Here is a 17,690-nt window from a genome sequence, read left to right as displayed (position 1 = left end):
TATTCTTTTTATTTTCTTGTAACTTTTATACCTGTCATATGGTCATTTAAATTTTGTTCTTCTAAAGACTTATCATCTACTCTATTTATTTCTAAAGCTAAAGTTTCAGACTTGATGTATTCATCAAAATGTTCAACAGCCTTAGCAATTTCATCATCACCACAGTATTCTATTACTATATTATCTAATACTTCAAAGTTATTAGATTTTCTTAATTGCTGTACTTTAGATATAAATTCTCTAGCATAACCTTCATCAACCAACTCTTCAGTTAGCTTAGTATCTAGTATAACAAAAAGATTATTTTCAACAGATACATTAAATCCTTCTTTAGCAGTTATACCTATTAGCACTAATTCCTTATTGAACTCAAAGTCTTCTCCATCTAAATCAACTGTTAAAGTCTCACCTTTTTCAAGTTTATTGACAGCTTCATGAGCATTTAATTTATTTAATGCTCCAACGAATAAATTCATCTTAGAACCTAGTAATGGTCCTGCTTCCTTAAAGTTTGGTTTTAGGCTAAAGTTCATATATTCATCTAAATCCTTAGCAAATACTACCTCTTTAACATTAAGCTCTTCTTTTATTAAATCAACTACATCGCTTATTGTATCTTCAAACTTACCATCTACTAACACTTTTTGTAATGGTTGACGAACTTTTATTCTTTCAACTTCTCTTGAAGCTCTACCTAAAGTAACTAAATTTTTAGCTAAATCCATTTTTTCTTCTAATTTAGTGTCTACTAATTCTTCATTAAATTTAGGATATTCAGCTAAATGGACAGATACTTCTCCTGTTAGATTTCTGTACATTTCTTCTGACATATATGGCGCAAATGGAGCTATAGCTCTGCAAAGACCATGTAATAATTCATAAGTTGTATTATAAACTGCTTTTTTATCTTCTGTTAATTCAGTTGCCCAAAATCTTCTTCTTGAACGTCTTATATACCAGTTAGATAAATCATCATTTATAAAATCTTGTATCATTCTTAAAGTCTTGTTTAACTCAAATATATCTAAGTTTTCTTCTACATCTTTCATTAAATTGTTGAACTTAGATAATATCCATCTATCAAGTTCAGGTCTATCTTTATATCCTACAAAGAATTCAGTTGGATTTATATCATCTGTGTTTGCATATAAAGTGAAGAAATTATATACATTCTTCATAGTACCTATAAATTTACTTTGGATTTCTTTTAATCCATCCATATCAAATTTAGTTGGAGTCCATGGTGGAGAAACATATAGTAGATACCATCTTAGTGCATCTGCTCCATATTGGTCAAATAATTCCATTGGATTTACTGTATTTCCTCTTGATTTACTCATTTTCTTACCATCTTTATCAAGTACAAGGTCTGGAACTAAAACACTCTTATATGGTGCTTTTCCTAATACAAATGTTGATACTGCAAGTAATGAGTAGAACCAACCTCTAGTTTGGTCTATACCTTCTGATATATAATCAGCTGGGAACAATTCATCAAAGTTTTCCTTATTTTCAAATGGATAGTGGTGTTGAGCAAATGGCATAGCTCCACTATCAAACCAACAGTCTATAACTTCTGTTACTCTTGTCATTGGTTTTCCACATTTTTCACACTTTAAGTGTATATCATCTACATATGGTCTATGAAGTTCAACTGTCTCTGGGTTTACATCTTCTATAGCTTTTTCAGCTAATTCAGCTCTTGAACCAACTGAATCTGTGTGACCACACTCACATCTCCATATAGGAAGAGGAGTTCCCCAATATCTAGTTCTTGATATTGCCCAGTCATTTAGATTTTCTAGCCAGTTTCCAAATCTCTTTTCACCTACAAAACTTGGGAACCATTTTACACCATTATTGTTTTCTATTAATTTATCTTTAAGTTTAGTCATCTCTATATACCAGCTTGGTTTTGCATAGTATACTAATGGAGTTTGGCATCTCCAACAGTGAGGATAATTGTGAACTACTTTCTCTTTACTATATAGTTTATTTTCAGAAGCTAGCAATTTTATTATTTCAACATCTAGACCATCTTCCATTACAAATCTACCCTCCCAAGGAGTAGCTATAAATTTACCAGTTTCATCTACTGGTTGAACAACTGGTAAGTCATATCTTTTCCCTGTATTATAGTCATCTTCACCAAACGCTGGTGCTGTATGAACTATTCCAGTACCATCTTCAGTAGTTACATAATCTCCTACTGTAATGAAAAATGCTTTTTTGTCAACTTCTACAAAAGGCATTAATTGTTCATATTCTAACCCTTCTAGGTCTTTACCTTTCATTTCTTCTAAAACTTCATAGTCTTCACCTAGTACTTTATCAGCTAAAGGCTTAGATACATAATATACCTCATCACCTTTTTTAACTTTTAAATAATCTACATCAGCATTTACTGTTAATGAAACATTTGATGGTAAAGTCCATGGAGTTGTTGTCCATGCTAAGAAGTACTCATCAGCATCTTTTTTCTTAAATTTAGCTATAACTGTATTAGTTTTTACTTCTTTATATCCTTGTGCAACCTCATGACTAGCAAGACCAGTTCCACATCTTGGACAATAAGGAAGTATTTTGTGCCCTTCATAGATATATCCTTCTTTGTTGAATTTATTCAGTATCCACCATACAGACTCTATATAGTTATTATCTAAAGTTATATATGGATTATCTAAATCAACTTCATAAGCCATTCTCTCAGTCATTATTCTCCATTGTTTTTCAAATGAAAAAACTGATTCTCTACATTTTTGGTTAAATTCAGCTATTCCGTACTCCTCTATTTGTTGTTTACTAGTAAGACCTAATTCTTTTTCTACTTGTATTTCAACCGGTAATCCATGTGTATCCCAACCAGCTTTTCTTTTTACTTGATAACCAGACATTGTTTTATATCTACAAACTGAATCTTTAAGTGTTCTAGATAAAACATGATGTACACCAGGATTTCCATTAGCAGTTGGAGGTCCTTCATAGAATACGAAACTTGGGTCATCTTTACCTTTTTCTAAAGTTTTTTCAAGTATATTTATATCTTTCCAATAATCAAAAACTTGTGCTTCTGCTTGTTTTACAGAACTGTCTACTAATGGCTTAAATTTCGCCATGTAAATCACCCTTTCTTATAAATATTATAATTCCAAAAATTTTTATTCTTTCACATAAATTTAAATACTAAAAAACTCGTCCCCTTTAAACCAAAGGGACGAGTTATAAATCGCGTTACCACCCTAATTCTATATGTGAACTAAAATACTAGCCACATATAACACTCTAATAGTATAACGGCACTTAACCGGCACAGCTTAATAGAATTTAATCGTTCAGCCTGCAGCTCAAGAGTGATTTTTTATCTTTATAAATTCATTGGTTCTCAGCATTCCCAATTCTCTGTAAAATTATCTAAAGATAAATGTCTCTATCAACGCTTTTAAAAATTTATCTGTGTTTATATGAAATTCTATAACAAATAATTTGAATAGTCAATATATTTTTGAAAAATATAATAATTTATATTTTTCTTACATTTTTATCCTATTTTCAATCTTTGTTATAGATTTCTCAAACTTCTACAACGACTCTACCTAAAAACAAACAAAGTACAAGATTATTCTAGGGTTGTAGCAGCTTCATCATTACTATAATTATACACTGTTGTTCCTTCAAATGCATTTACACATTTTTCATCTACATCATAAAAAATCTCATCAACACTTCTTATTTCATCTTCTAACAGTGATTTAAATTTATTTCTAAATATCTTGAATTCTTTAACTAAAGCATCATACTCTTTTCTTATCTCTATAACACGGTTATTAGCTTGTTCTATAATTTGTCTAGCTTTTAAATCAGCTTCTTCAACAATTATCTTAGCTTTTTTATTAGCCGCACTACAAGTGTCTTCTGCTGCACTTTGAGCAGTTATTAAAGTGGCTTTTAGTGTTTCTTCAATATTTTCATACTTATTTACTTGGTCTTGATATAATCCTAATTTTTCTTTAAGAGCTTTATTTTCCCTACATAGAGATTCATAGTCTTCCTTGATGATATCTAAAAATTCATCAACTTCTTCATCTCTATACCCTCTTAAACCTTTTTTAAACTCTTTATTTTCTATCTCAATTGGAGTTAGCATTACATTTCCTCCCAGCTATAATTTAAATTAGTCCTTATACAATTAATCTTGCTTGAACTTTTATTTTTCCTTTTTTAGTAATATCTCCTATTTGTGTTACTTTAGCTCTTCCTTTGCCTCTAATAGAAATCAAATCATCATTTTTTACTATTTTAGAGGTTGAAGTTATCTTTTCATAATTGACATGGACTTTTTCTCCATTTATGTATTTTGCACTATCTTGTCTAGATATATTATAAAGACCACTTATGACACAATCTAGTCTATCTGAAGATACTGTAAATGATACTTCTTTATATTTTGAAGAACTATTAACAATATTTTCCCTGGAAATTTCCTTTACAATTACATTATTTCTTGAAACTTTTCCTAAATTTACAATTATAAAATCGCAAATATCACTACTTACAACTACTTGACAAAAGCTATCATGTATAATTATATCTCCAATTTTTTCTCTTTTTATACCTAGACTCATAATTGACCCTAAATAATCTTTATGAGATATATTTTTAAATTTGAAATTCCCTTCTATTTGTAAAAATCTAAGAGTATCTTCTATATCTTCATATTCCATATAAAATGGATAAATAAATACAGTGCTTCTTTCAGCTTGTTCATAACCTCCATCCACACTGTATTTTATTTCATTTGTAGAATTTAATATTGCTACAGCATTTTTCACTTCATATGGATTAAGAAACTCAGTAGACTTGACATCATAGTTTTTTATACAACTATTAGCTTTGTCTATTACTTTAAACATTTTATTTTTCAAGTCTATATCCTTTATGTGATTTGTTAATTTTAATTTATCCATCCTATCACCTTAGAATATAACCAACACTAATTGTCTTAGGAACATCAATAACACTATTGCAATTAAAGGAGAAAAATCTATAGGTCCATTTGTATATTTGTACATTATAGACCTTATTGGTCCTTCTATTGGCTCTGTAAGATTTTCTAAAATCTCAAAAATTTTGCTTTGTCTTCCATTTGGAAACCAAGTCATCAAGCTTTTTATAACTATCATCCATGCTATTATATCTAAAAGATAATAAAGTGCAATTCTTATTGTTCCCATATATTAACCGCCTTTTTACTATTTATTTTGCCAAGGGAAGAATGCTTTACTTTCTAATTCTTTTTTCATATTTGCATCTATATCCACATTATTAGGAGCTAGTATAAATATTGATTTAGAAACCTTTTGTATACTTCCATCTAAAACATAAACCGCCCCATTCATAAAGTTAAATATAGATTTACGAACTTCAGAATTAGTCAACCCTTCCAAATTCACTATAACTGCCCTTCTCTGTTTTAGATGGTCTGCTATAGTTGCAGCTTCATCATAAACCTTAGGTTCAACTATTACAACTTTCATTTGACTAGTTGTATGTAAATTTACAATTTTATTTGCTTTTGCAGTACTAAATCCACTGTTCATTTCTTCTTCTTGAACTACATCGTCCATGCCATCTTCATATTCATCTTCAATGTAATCTTCTTCTTCATCAACTATCCAGTTCTTAAATTTAGATATTATTCCATTTGACATTATTAACTTCCTCCTTAGAATTTATTCAGATTTTAGTAATTATTTTTTATTATAGTTTCTTTCTCCAAAGATTGATGTTCCAACTCTGACAATGGTAGCCCCTTCCTCTATAGCAATTTCATAATCGTGACTCATTCCCATTGATAAAACGTCCACTCCTACATTAGGTATGTTTAGTTCTTTTATTTGTTTTGATAAATCTTTAAGACCTTTGAATACACCTCTTATTTCATCTTCATCTTCTACAAAAGGTGCCATTGTCATTAGACCTTTTATTTTTATATTTTTATATTTTTCTGACACTTCTTTGACAAAATCTACAACTTCTTCTTTATCAAGTCCATGCTTAGATTCTTCTTTAGATATATTCACTTGTACTAAGCAATCTATTTCTCTATTTATTTGTTCTGCACGTTTTTGAATCTCTTCGCATAATGCAATTCTATCTAAAGAATGTATCATACAAACTTTATCTATTATGTATTTAACTTTATTGGTTTGCAAAGTCCCTATCAAGTGCCAGTTTAATTTGTCACCTATAATATCATACTTTCTAGCTAATTCTTGTGGTTTATTTTCACCAACAGAAGTTATTCCTTCCTCAATTGCCTCATTAACTAAATCTACATCAACAGTTTTTGTGACTGCCAAAAGGGTAATTTCTTCACTATCCCTATTTACTTTTTTTGCAGCTTTATCAATTTTACTTCTTATCTCAGATAAATTATCTTTAATAGAACCCATTATTATCACCTACTTTATCCTTATATTTGTGTTTATACTGTTAGGTCTTAAAATTATTTTGTCATATAGATTAACACTTGTGACTCCATTTATGTCATTTTTATAATAATCCACAAATACAGAAGATTCATTCTCATAAGTTATTCCTTCTAATATGACAAATTTTACACTTTGTGATTGTTCATCAATTACATATACACCACGTTTATTGTCTTTTGTTTTTATAGAAGTTTTAGGTATTTTTAAACATTCCATCTGATTATATATTATATCAAATTCTTCGACACTTGTATCCTGATTTGCAACAATTTGGTTACTTATTTTTAATTTTATCATTATTTTATTATTATTTTTATATATTTTGTAAACTTTTGCATCTATTTTTTGCTTGTTATGTTCAATTACTACATTTTGATTCTTTTCAAAGTTCTTAGAATCTTCTTTACTGATGTATGTAGATAAATAACTATTTTGGTCATTGGCATCTTTTTCTATAGTTCCTTTTACATGAATTTTTGCATCAACTTTTTCACTTTTTAGTACCAATGTATCTACGTTTTTGCTAATTATCATTACTAATACATTAAATACTAAATATATAAGAATACCAAGCATTACTAATCTGGTATATTTAATCTTTTTCAACTACTCTCCCCCTATAAAATTTCTTTCATTAATAAGTACTTCTTCTAAAAAAGGTTTATTCCTTTTTTATATGCTAATATTTTATATTCTAATAATTGTTTTTTTTATATTAAATTTATTTTTTATCAATCTTTCTATACAAGACTGTATTATTTATATATAATTGTATTATAAAGTATAAGTTTAATTTATATTTTATACGTTAAGCTTACTTTATATATTTTTATAGTTATTTTTATTTTTAGATACAATATAAAACCAATTAAGATTTAAAATAACTTTTGTTCTGTTGACATTGATTTAGTTAATTATTTACGCACTAGGATAACGTTATCACAACAAAGGTTTATGTCCTAAAAAAAATACAAGGAGGATTTTCTTATGTCAGAAATTCTATTAGGAACAGGTTTACTTTTATTGGTTCTATGTTGTTTCACAATTTTTAGTTACAAAGCTCCATATGGTATGAAGGCTATGGGAGCTCTAGCAAATGCTGCATGTGCTACTTTCTTAGTAGAGGCATTCAACCTTTCTTTACTTGGTGATGTTCTAGGTATGGAATTTTTTAGAAGTGTTGGTGCTGCTAATGGTAGCCTTGGTGGAGTTGCTGCTGCTATACTTGTGCCTTTAGCTTTAGGTGTGTCTCCAGTTTATGCAGTTCTAATAGGATTGTCTTGTTTAGATTTTTCTATATTATCTGGATTCGTTGCTGGATACTTTGTTTCTTTCTTAATTAAATTTATAGAGAAAAAAGTGCCACCTGGAGTGGATTTAGTAGTTGTAATTCTTCTATGTGCACCACTATCTCGTCTTATAGCATCAAATGTAGACCCATTAGTTAATAGTACACTACTACAAATTGGACAAGTTTTAATAGAAGCTACCAACATCAGCCCTATAATAATGGGAATTATACTAGGAGGTCTAATAACAGTAGTTGGAACATCTCCACTTAGTTCAATGGCTCTTACATCTATAATTGGTCTTACTGGTCTTCCTATGGCAATAGGAGCATTAGGTGCTTTTGGTTCAGCTTTTATGAACTCAACACTATTTGCAAAATTGAAATTAGGTTCTAAAAAAGATATTATATCTGTTGCTATTGAACCATTGACTCAATCGGACATAATTTCAGCTAATCCAATACCTATATATTCTACTAATTTCTTTGGAGGAGCTTTTTCTGGTATCATTGTAGCTTTGATGGGTCTTGTAAACATGACACCAGGTACAGCTACACCTGTGGCTGGGTTTGCCATAATGTTTGCTTATAATCCAGTTCAACAAGTTATTATAACAGCTGGTTTATGTGCCCTATTCAATGTAATTGCAGGATTTTTAGGTTCAAAAATATTCAGTACCTTTAAAGTTCTTACTGCTGGTGAAATACGTGGTACTGATGTAGAGGAAGAAATTGCTTAAAAACAATAAGATTTATAAATTTATATTTTAAATATTAGAGTTTTATATTGTAGGTAGGCAATTTTACTAATTGCAAAAGTTTTATTTTTTATTTATATTTATGATTATTATGTGTGTTGAATATTTAGATAAATTTTTATTTTTTAGTTATTCTTTTTATTTAGTTTTTTATTTGGTTGATATTTTAGATATAAAAATTAATATAACTTATTACTATTAGGTAGCATAAACTTTAAAATACATAGAAATTTTATATTAATTAGATATTATTAAAATAAAAGCGATAAATGGTCTTTTAAATGACCATGTATCGCTTTATTGTTATCACAATCTTAACAACTAACTTTTTAAATTTATTATCTTAATTATAATATTTAAATATATAGACTTCTTTAATTTAGCCATCTAAATCTTTATTTAAATATTATTATATGTAGTGTACTTAGTTTTTAAATGAATGTATAGGAGCTGGAATTCTTCCGCCTCTTTGAGTAAATAGTTCAGATGAATTTGTATTTATAGGCATTACTGGTGCGCGTCCTAAAAGACCTCCAAACTCTACCATATCACCTACATCACATCCTGGAGCTGGTATAATTCTAACTGCTGTAGTCTTGTTATTAATCATACCTATTGCTGCTTCATCAGCTATCATAGCTCCAAGTGTACCTGCTGTAGTATTTCCTGGTACAGCTATCATGTCAAGACCTACAGAACAAATAGCAGTCATTGCTTCAAGCTTATCTATACTTAAAGCACCTTTGATAACAGCATCAATCATACCTGCATCTTCAGATACTGGTATAAACGCTCCACTAAGTCCTCCAACATGTGAGCACGCCATTACTCCACCTTTTTTAACAGCATCATTTAAAAGTGCTAATGCTGCAGTGGTACCATGAGTACCAACAACTCCAAGACCCATTTCCTCTAATATGTTTGCCACTGAATCACCAATAGCAGGTGTAGGAGCTAAGGATAAGTCTATTATCCCAAATGGAACATCCAATCTACTAGAAGCTTCTTTTGCTACAAGTTGTCCAACTCTTGTAATTTTAAATGCAGTCTTTTTAACTGTTTCTGCAACAACATCAAATGGCTCTCCTTTTACTTTCTCTAGAGCTCTCTTAACAACTCCAGGACCACTTACACCGACATTTATAATTCTATCGGCTTCACCAACACCATGAAATGCCCCTGCCATAAATGGATTATCTTCCACTGCATTACAAAATACTACTAGTTTTGCACAACCAAAACCTTTTGCATCTTTTGTTAATTCTGCAGTTTCTTTTATGATTTCTCCCATTTCTTTTACTGCATCCATATTTATACCACATCTTGTAGAACCTACATTTACTGAAGCACATACTTTATTAGTACTTGCTAGAGCTTTTGGAATTGATTTAATTAATATCTTATCACCTTTTGTATATCCCTTTTGAACTAATGCTGAGAATCCTCCAATAAAATCTATACCTAAATCCTCTGCAGCCTTATCCAACGTCTGTGCAAACTTTACATAGTCACTTTCATCTGTTGCACCTGCAATAATGGAAATTGGAGTTACTGATACCCTTTTATTTACAATTGGTATACCAAATTCACGCTCTATATCTTTTCCAACCTTCACTAAATCTTTAGCAGAATTCATAATCTTATTATATATTTTTTCTCTAGCTTTATCTCCATCAGGGTCTATACAATCTAATAAAGAAATCCCCATAGTTATAGTTCTTATATCTAACTGTTCTTCATCTATCATTTTGATTGTTTCAAGTATATTTCCTACATTCACTGTTATCACCTCCCCTTACTGTCTACTACAGATTATGCATTGAATTAAATATTTCTTCTCGTTGAATTTTTACCTCTACTGATAATTTTTTACCTCTTTTAACCAAGTCCTCAACCGTTTGCTCAAAAGAACTTAATGACTTTTCTAAGTCAACTATCATAATCATTGTAAAATAATCCTGCAATATCTTCTGTGATATATCTACTATGTTGATATTTTGCTTATATAATTCATCACTAATTCCTGCTACTATACCTGGTTTATCCTTTCCAATTACTGTTAAAATGGCTTTCATAATAATATCCTCCCTTATTTTTTTATAAATCTTATATTTTTACAAATTGAACTATGTATTAACATATATTTCATTTATTTGTTAGTAAATCACTTTTTATGTATATATTTAATATATTTTAATACCTACACATTCATTTGTCAATTTTTTTTCAATATTCTATTATTTTTATACTATTTAGAAAATTCATGTATTATATATATTTTCTCAATAATAAATACAGTTTTCATAATAATGAAAGGTATTACTTAGTAATCTCTCTATTTCCTAAATGATACCATTCTAAAAATTATTTTTTTATTTGTATGAACTCAACTATACTTTCCTAGCTTTAAAACAATATTGCCAAAAAATAAACTTTATCCATCATAATTTTTCCACAATTATCAATCATTATAAATTTATATTTCTAGTAACTTTTATAAATAAAAAGCTACTTACTAAAGTAAACAAATGTTTCACTTTAATAAGTAGCTATACTTCTATAACAAAATAGTTATAATGTTAGAACTTCCTTCATTTACAATTTTTTGTAAAGTCTTTTGCATTTTAACTCTTATTTCTTCTGGCATAGTATATAATTTACTTTGTAATTGCTCTTTTACTAAGTCATGAAGTGACTTACCAAACATATTTGATTCCCATAAATCTGCTGGTTGCTCTTCAAATACTTCCATAAGATATTTTATCATCTCTTCACCTTGATTTTGATTTCCAACTATTGGAGAAACCTCTGTAGATATATCTGCTTTTATAATATGAAGTGATGGTGCATTGGCTTTTAACTTGATACCATATTGTTTTCCTTGTTTCATTATTTCTGGTTCTTCTAAACTAAGTTCTTCTAAAGAAGGGGCTACTACTCCATATCCTTTTATCTTAGCATCTATTAAAGCACTTTCTATTTTATCATACTCATTTTTGACTTTAGATAGTCTAGTTATCAGACTAAGCAATTGATAATCTCCTTCAATTTTAAATCCACTCTTTTCTTCAAGGATATTGTAGAATAAATCTTGCTTTGTCTGCAAATCAATGTTTATAACACCTTCTCCTAACTCTACATTATCAACACCTGTATCTTCCAAAAACTCTAACGCTGAAAATCCTTGCATAATCCCTTCTATATCTCTTATTTTACCTATATCTATAATACTTTGTTTTAATGTTGTTATTATGCTACTTTTTATCCAATGATTTCTTTCAAGACCTTCAACCCATTTTGGTAAATTAATTCTTATTTCTGTAAGTGGAAAATCATATAACACAGCTTCCATAACTTCCTCTATATCATCTTCTTCCATTTCAACCACATTCATTGGAAGAACTGGAACTTCATACTTTTCTTCCAATTCATTTCTAAGCATATTTGTTTCCTCACTTTTTGGACTTAACGTATTTAAAACCACTGCAAATGGTTTTTTAAGACTTTTCAATTCCTGTATAACTCTTTCTTCTGGTTCTACATAGCTTTTTCTATCAATGCCAGTAACTGAACCATCTGTCAAGACAACTATTCCTATTGTAGAATGGTCTTTTATAACTTTTTTAGTTCCTATCTCTGCTGCCTTTTCAAATGTCATAGCTTCTTGTGACCAAGGAGTTGATACTAACCTTTGTTTTCCACCTTCCTCATGCCCTAAAGCTCCTTCAACTATGTATCCAACACAATCTACCATTCTTACTTTTAAAGATACTGTGTCTTTTATTTTAATTTCTACACCATCTGCTGGTACAAATTTTGGTTCTACCGTCATGATTGTTTTACCTGAACCACTTTGAGGTATCTCATCTCTTGTTCTATCTTTTTTAAATTCATTGTCTATATTAGGTATAACCAACTTTTCCATAAATTTTCTTATAAAAGTTGATTTTCCTGTTCTTACAGGACCCACTACTCCAATATATATATCCCCCTGAGTCCTTTTGGATATATCTTCGTATATGTTATTATTCATATTATTCCTCCTATACATCTAATCTTATTAAATTATATTTAGAGTTAGGGGTTAATATTCTTAAAATAGAAAAATAAAGACTAGCAATATTAAATTCCCCTACATATAGAAATTAGTAAACTTCAAGCTAAATTAAATTTATTAAAATCTATTGCACTAAAAGACATAATGATAATTATAATAGTTATAAATTGTATATAAAATGATTTATTGCATTATAACATAGACTATGCTACATAAAATTAAAATAGCCCTCTTTATAATAAAGAGGGCTAAAATATATATTTTTTTATGTTATAATTTATATGTCATCACCTAAAACTACTTCTTCCATTTCATGCTTTTTACTTCTCATCATTAGTTCTATTCCAACTTCTTTAGGATTTGAACCTTTCTTTATTACAGAATATATAGCATTAGTTATCGGCATGTCTATATTCAAATTTTCAGCAATATCATGTGCTACTTCAGTAGCAGTTATTCCTTCTACAACCATCTTTACTTCTTTTAAAGTCTCTTCTAAACTCATACCTTGACCTATGAGTATACCAGCTCTTCTATTTCTACTATGCATACTTGTACAGGTAACAATTAAATCTCCTATACCTGAAAGACCCGCAAATGTAGACATACTAGCTCCCATAGCAATTCCAAGTCTGCTCATTTCACTAATACCTCTTGTCATAAGGGCAGCTTTTGCATTATCACCATACCCCAATCCATCACATATCCCAGCTCCAAAGGCTATAATATTTTTTAATGCTCCTCCAAGTTCTACTCCAACTATATCTGGATTTGTATAAACTCTAAGTTTAGGGCTCATAAATAAATCTTGTATCATCTGTGCTACTTTTAAATCTTTAGAAGCTACTACTACTGTAGTAGGAATATCCCTTGCTACTTCTTCAGCATGAGATGGCCCAGATAGTATTACATATGGATTTTGTGGTAATTCTTCTTCACAGACTTGAGACAATCTAAGTCTAGTACCTTTTTCAAGACCTTTTGCTACATTTACAATAATTTGTCCCTCTTTTATAAATGGTTTTATTTTCTGACAAGTACTCCTTACAACCTGTGATGGAACTGCTAGAACTATCACCTTACAATCTTTTATAGTTTTTTCTATATCAGTACTTATAGTTATATTATTTGGAAATAATACTCCTGGTAAATAGTCTGTATTTTCTTTAGTTCTGTTTATTTTTTTAGCTTGTTCTTCTTTTCGAGTCCACATGCTCACATCATTACCTTTTTTTGCAAGACCTAAAGCTAATGCACTTCCCCAGCTTCCAGTACCTAATACACATACTTTCTCCATGTTTAACACCACCTGAGTATAATATATTTACTATTCTTTCTTTTGACCAATTTTTCTCTCTGTCCCATTTAATAATCGCTTTATATTTGCTCTGTGATTATATATTACTGATGCAGTTAAAAACAAAGCTACTATTAAGCCAGCTTTATTTTTTACTATAATCATAAATATTGGTGAACATCCTATTCCTACAACAGAACCTAATGAAACATATTTTGTTATAGATACCACCAATATAAATACTGCTAGACACATTAATGTTATTACTGGATTTACAGCGAGCATTGCACCTAACGAAGTTGCAACACCTTTACCCCCTCTAAATCCTAAAACTGCTGGCCAATTATGACCTGCTACAACACATATAACTGCCAGATATCCAGCTAAAAGAGTATCTATACCAACCAATCTTGCTGTAAGCTCTGATATTAAAACAGCTATCACACCTTTAAGGACATCACCTAAAAATGTCATTGCTCCTGCTTTTTTCCCAAGTGTCCTAAGTACATTTGTCGAACCTGCATTACCTGAACCTTGTGTCCTTATATCAACCCCAGCAATTCGCTTTGCAACTATGTACGAAGTCGATATATTGCCTAAAAGATATGCAACCACAGCAATAATTATATAACTAAATATCTCCACTGAATTTCCCTCCCTTTAGTTATATTTTAGATATTTATTTTTTATTTTTTTGTCTATACTCAAACTTTATGGAAGTTCCTTCAAATCCAAAATTTTCTCTTATCTTATTCTCAAGGTATCTTTGATATGAGAAGTGAGTTAAGTCCTTATCATTTATAAACAGTGTAATTTTAGGAGGTCTAATGTCTGTTTGAGTCCCATAGTAAATTTTTAATCTTCTACCTTTGTCAGATGGTGGTTGGTTTAACATTACAGCTTCTCCAATTACTTCATTTAGTGCTGAAGTTGATATTCTCTTAGAATGTTCATTTGACACATACTCAACTGTATCCAATATCTTATTCATTCTTTGATTAGTCTTTGCAGAAACAAATACTATTGGAGCATACATCATAAATGGAAATTTTTCTTTTATATCTTTTGTGTAATTACTCATAGTCTTATTATCTTTCTCTATTAAGTCCCATTTATTGATTACAAATATACACCCTTTACCTTCATCATGTGCTATACCTGCAACTTTTGTATCTTGTTCTGTTACACCTTCTAGAGCATCTATTACTATCAATACTACATCTGCTCTATCCACTGCACTCATGGCTCTTATTACACTGTATTTTTCTATTGTCTCATATATTTTACTTTTTCTTCTAAGACCTGCTGTATCTATCAGAAGAAATTTCTGTCCATTTTTTTCAAAATAAGTATCAATTGCGTCCCTAGTAGTTCCTGCAATTGGACTTACAATTACTCTTTCTTCTCCAAGTATCTTATTAAGTATAGAACTTTTTCCTGCATTTGGTTTACCTGTTATAGCTACTCTTATTATATCTTCTTCATACTCTGTATCTAATCCTGCTGGAAAATTTTCAACTATCTCATCTAATAAATCTCCAAATCCCATACTATTAGCTCCTGAAACTGCAAAAGGAGTTCCAAATCCCAATTCATAAAAATCGTATATATTATCAAACTGACTCTGACTATCAATCTTATTAACTACTAAGATTACTGGTTTTTTTGTCTTTCTAAGCAATTGTGCAATTTCTTTATCAGCAGCTGTTATTCCAGCCTTACCATCAACTATAAAAAGTATTACATGTGACATGTCCATTGCAAGCATTGCTTGATTTCTCATTTGAGATAATATTATATCTTCGCTATCAGGTTCAATTCCTCCTGTATCCACTAATGTAAAATACTTATCTAACCACTCTACTTCAGCAAATATTCTATCTCTTGTAACTCCAGGTGTATTTTCAACTATTGATATCCTTTTTCCTGCAAATTTATTAAATATTGTAGACTTACCAACGTTTGGTCTCCCAACTACAGCTACAACTGGCCTGCTTATACTCATTTTGTTTCTCCTTCCATCTTTTGTTTTCTATTTTAAAATTTTATCCACAAAGTCTTTTCCTTCATTCAAACATGGGATAATTTTTATTTTCATAAGTTCTTCTAACTGATTTAGTTCAATATTATCTAAAAAAATTTCTTCATCTGCTTTTAGCATACTTCTTGTTATATAAAGAGCTTCTCCTAATTCTTTATTTTCAAGCTGCTCTTTTAAATCTTTAGCTGTTAAAAGCCCTGATACAGTTATTGTCTCGCCAAAAAATTTATTTTTTATTTCATATACATTTACTTGAAGATTTTTAAACTTGTCCATCATAGCATCTGCCATACTTTGTATGAATTCATATGCAGAATGACCAGTAGCTATTGATACTTTCTTTTCTCTTTTAAGCATATTTTCTGGTAACGTATTTAAATATTCTTCAATTTCTGTTTTTAATTTACGTATCATTCCAACACCATCTTCAAACTGTAAAAACCCTTCATATTCTTCATATTTAGGTAATTCTATTTTAGATAATATATAAAATTCATCTGATAAAAAGGCAAATCGAGTTCCTATTTCATTAAGATATTTTTTTTGCATTTTGTGTATCTGTTCTATAGTTCTACTTGCACCTTTACTATCAAATATGTCTAAGTTTGCTAAATTTTCTCTGTGTTTTGTAATTCCAACTGGTACTATCGCAACACTGTTTACATATGGATAAAGTTGAGCTAGTTCTTTTATTGTTCTATCCAATTCCTTTCCATCATTTATACCTGGACATAAAACAATTTGACAGTTCATTTCTATATGAGCATCTGCCAATCTCTCCATTATACCATATAATTTTCCTGCAAATTTATTGCTTATCATTTTTTGTCTTAATTCTGGATTAGTTGTATGCACAGATATATTTATAGGACTTATTCTATATTTAATGATATTATTTATATCTTCTTCACTCATATTTGTAAGTGTAACAAAATTTCCTTGTAAAAAAGATAACCTTGAATCATCATCTTTAAAATAAAGAGTTTCTCTCATACCTTCTGGCAATTGGTCTATAAAACAAAACATACACTTATTTCTACAGCTTTTAGCTTGGTCAATTATTGGATTTGTAAATTCAACACCCAAATCTTCATCATAGTCTTTTTCTATCTCGTATATGTATACTTCGCCATCTTTTTTTTGTATTTCTACTTCTAAATATTCATCACTTAGTAAGAATCTATACTCTATTATATCATGTATTGGCTGTTCATTCACAGATATAAGTAAATCTCCTACTTCTATACCTATTTCTTCTGCAATACTATCTTTGTAAACCTTACTTATAATATTATTTATTTTTTTTACATTTACTTCCAATATTTTCACCACTCTTTTATATTCACCAAGGCTTATTATAATATATTTTCATATACAATTTGTTAATTTATTATATTTTATAATAGCATTTTTAAACATTTCATGTCATAATAACACATTTTAATTCTAATAGTCAATATGAGTAAATAGCTATAAAATAGATTAAAACAAATAATATTCAAATCTTTAAGAGACTTAAATTTGAATATTATTTGTTATTAAAAAAAATTATAATTTTAATGTTTTACTATGATTAACGTTCCATTTGTCATATCATGAACCATTCCACCTACACACTTTGACATCAACAATGCCTTATTTTGTAAATCTTTCTCATCATTTGCATAAAATATTGGACAACCTCCACCATTTTTCATATTCTTATCCAGTGTAACTATAGCTAGGGTATATTCATTTAAACCTATATCCATTCCCATC

The 17,690-nt window shown here is 29.5% G+C and carries 16 protein-coding genes and 1 other annotated feature; of the genes, 1 reads left to right on the top strand and 15 read right to left on the bottom strand.

The genetic code is table 11. The features are described 5' to 3' along the window. Positions 1 to 8: 8 nt before the first annotated feature. The 7 genes from ileS to KGF42_RS02960 form a co-directional block, all read right to left on the bottom strand. Positions 9 to 3,116 (bottom strand): isoleucine--tRNA ligase, encoded by a 3,108-nt coding sequence (gene ileS, locus KGF42_RS02990; RefSeq protein ID WP_227821134.1) that lies wholly within the window; start codon positions 3,114 to 3,116, stop codon positions 9 to 11. Between the two features lie 91 nt (positions 3,117 to 3,207). Then, positions 3,208 to 3,443, bottom strand: a binding site (T-box leader). A gap of 173 nt (positions 3,444 to 3,616) precedes the next feature. Next, positions 3,617 to 4,144, bottom strand: coding sequence for a DivIVA domain-containing protein (locus KGF42_RS02985; RefSeq protein ID WP_227821135.1), 528 nt, complete (start codon positions 4,142 to 4,144; stop codon positions 3,617 to 3,619). 34 nt (positions 4,145 to 4,178) lie between these two features. Then, the gene (locus tag KGF42_RS02980; protein WP_227821136.1) at positions 4,179 to 4,964 is read right to left on the bottom strand and encodes a YlmH/Sll1252 family protein; all 786 of its coding nucleotides are present in this window, start codon (positions 4,962 to 4,964) and stop codon (positions 4,179 to 4,181) included. A 9-nt stretch (positions 4,965 to 4,973) separates the two neighbouring features. Then, on the bottom strand, positions 4,974 to 5,231 hold the full coding sequence (locus KGF42_RS02975) for a YggT family protein (RefSeq protein ID WP_054274603.1): 258 nt from the start codon (positions 5,229 to 5,231) through the stop codon (positions 4,974 to 4,976). An 18-nt stretch (positions 5,232 to 5,249) separates the two neighbouring features. Then, positions 5,250 to 5,708 (bottom strand): cell division protein SepF, encoded by a 459-nt coding sequence (locus tag KGF42_RS02970; RefSeq protein ID WP_227821137.1) that lies wholly within the window; start codon positions 5,706 to 5,708, stop codon positions 5,250 to 5,252. Between the two features lie 39 nt (positions 5,709 to 5,747). Then, positions 5,748 to 6,452, bottom strand: coding sequence for a YggS family pyridoxal phosphate-dependent enzyme (locus KGF42_RS02965; protein WP_227825669.1), 705 nt, complete (start codon positions 6,450 to 6,452; stop codon positions 5,748 to 5,750). A 9-nt stretch (positions 6,453 to 6,461) separates the two neighbouring features. Next, positions 6,462 to 7,097, bottom strand: a complete 636-nt coding sequence (locus KGF42_RS02960) for an HlyD family efflux transporter periplasmic adaptor subunit (RefSeq protein ID WP_227821139.1) — start codon at positions 7,095 to 7,097, stop codon at positions 6,462 to 6,464. A 381-nt stretch (positions 7,098 to 7,478) separates the two neighbouring features. On the opposite strand from KGF42_RS02960, the gene KGF42_RS02955 reads away from it, so the two are divergent. After that, on the top strand, positions 7,479 to 8,519 hold the full coding sequence (locus KGF42_RS02955) for a PTS sugar transporter subunit IIC (RefSeq protein ID WP_227825668.1): 1,041 nt from the start codon (positions 7,479 to 7,481) through the stop codon (positions 8,517 to 8,519). Between the two features lie 442 nt (positions 8,520 to 8,961). Here KGF42_RS02955 and KGF42_RS02950 read toward each other — a convergent pair whose 3' ends face one another. From KGF42_RS02950 to KGF42_RS02915, 8 genes are all read right to left on the bottom strand, one after another. Then, the gene (locus KGF42_RS02950; protein WP_227821140.1) at positions 8,962 to 10,317 is read right to left on the bottom strand and encodes a PFL family protein; all 1,356 of its coding nucleotides are present in this window, start codon (positions 10,315 to 10,317) and stop codon (positions 8,962 to 8,964) included. A 25-nt stretch (positions 10,318 to 10,342) separates the two neighbouring features. Further along, positions 10,343 to 10,612 carry an ACT domain-containing protein gene (locus KGF42_RS02945; RefSeq protein WP_227821141.1) on the bottom strand — a complete coding sequence of 90 codons (270 nt, stop codon included), beginning with the start codon at positions 10,610 to 10,612 and terminating at the stop codon, positions 10,343 to 10,345. Between the two features lie 482 nt (positions 10,613 to 11,094). Next, positions 11,095 to 12,570 carry a stage IV sporulation protein A gene (gene spoIVA, locus KGF42_RS02940; RefSeq protein ID WP_227821142.1) on the bottom strand — a complete coding sequence of 492 codons (1,476 nt, stop codon included), beginning with the start codon at positions 12,568 to 12,570 and terminating at the stop codon, positions 11,095 to 11,097. A gap of 301 nt (positions 12,571 to 12,871) precedes the next feature. Next, a complete protein-coding gene (locus tag KGF42_RS02935; RefSeq protein ID WP_227821143.1) occupies positions 12,872 to 13,891 on the bottom strand; it encodes an NAD(P)H-dependent glycerol-3-phosphate dehydrogenase in 1,020 nt (339 codons plus the stop codon). Positions 13,892 to 13,921: 30 nt separating this feature from the next. Beyond that, the gene (gene plsY / locus KGF42_RS02930; RefSeq protein ID WP_227821144.1) at positions 13,922 to 14,536 is read right to left on the bottom strand and encodes a glycerol-3-phosphate 1-O-acyltransferase PlsY; all 615 of its coding nucleotides are present in this window, start codon (positions 14,534 to 14,536) and stop codon (positions 13,922 to 13,924) included. Positions 14,537 to 14,570: 34 nt separating this feature from the next. Continuing rightward, positions 14,571 to 15,896 carry a ribosome biogenesis GTPase Der gene (der, locus tag KGF42_RS02925; protein WP_003426959.1) on the bottom strand — a complete coding sequence of 442 codons (1,326 nt, stop codon included), beginning with the start codon at positions 15,894 to 15,896 and terminating at the stop codon, positions 14,571 to 14,573. Between the two features lie 27 nt (positions 15,897 to 15,923). Then, positions 15,924 to 17,252 carry a DUF512 domain-containing protein gene (locus KGF42_RS02920; protein WP_227825667.1) on the bottom strand — a complete coding sequence of 443 codons (1,329 nt, stop codon included), beginning with the start codon at positions 17,250 to 17,252 and terminating at the stop codon, positions 15,924 to 15,926. A gap of 236 nt (positions 17,253 to 17,488) precedes the next feature. Continuing rightward, a complete protein-coding gene (locus tag KGF42_RS02915; RefSeq protein ID WP_004454951.1) occupies positions 17,489 to 17,689 on the bottom strand; it encodes a capping complex subunit for YIEGIA in 201 nt (66 codons plus the stop codon). Position 17,690: the final 1 nt, after the last annotated feature.

Source organism: Clostridioides sp. ZZV15-6383 (genome assembly GCF_020657735.1).
GTDB classification, from domain to species: domain Bacteria; phylum Bacillota; class Clostridia; order Peptostreptococcales; family Peptostreptococcaceae; genus Clostridioides; species Clostridioides difficile_D.
The sequence above is the reverse complement of the archived record's forward strand: the minus strand, read 5'-3'. Positions and strand labels throughout refer to the sequence as shown.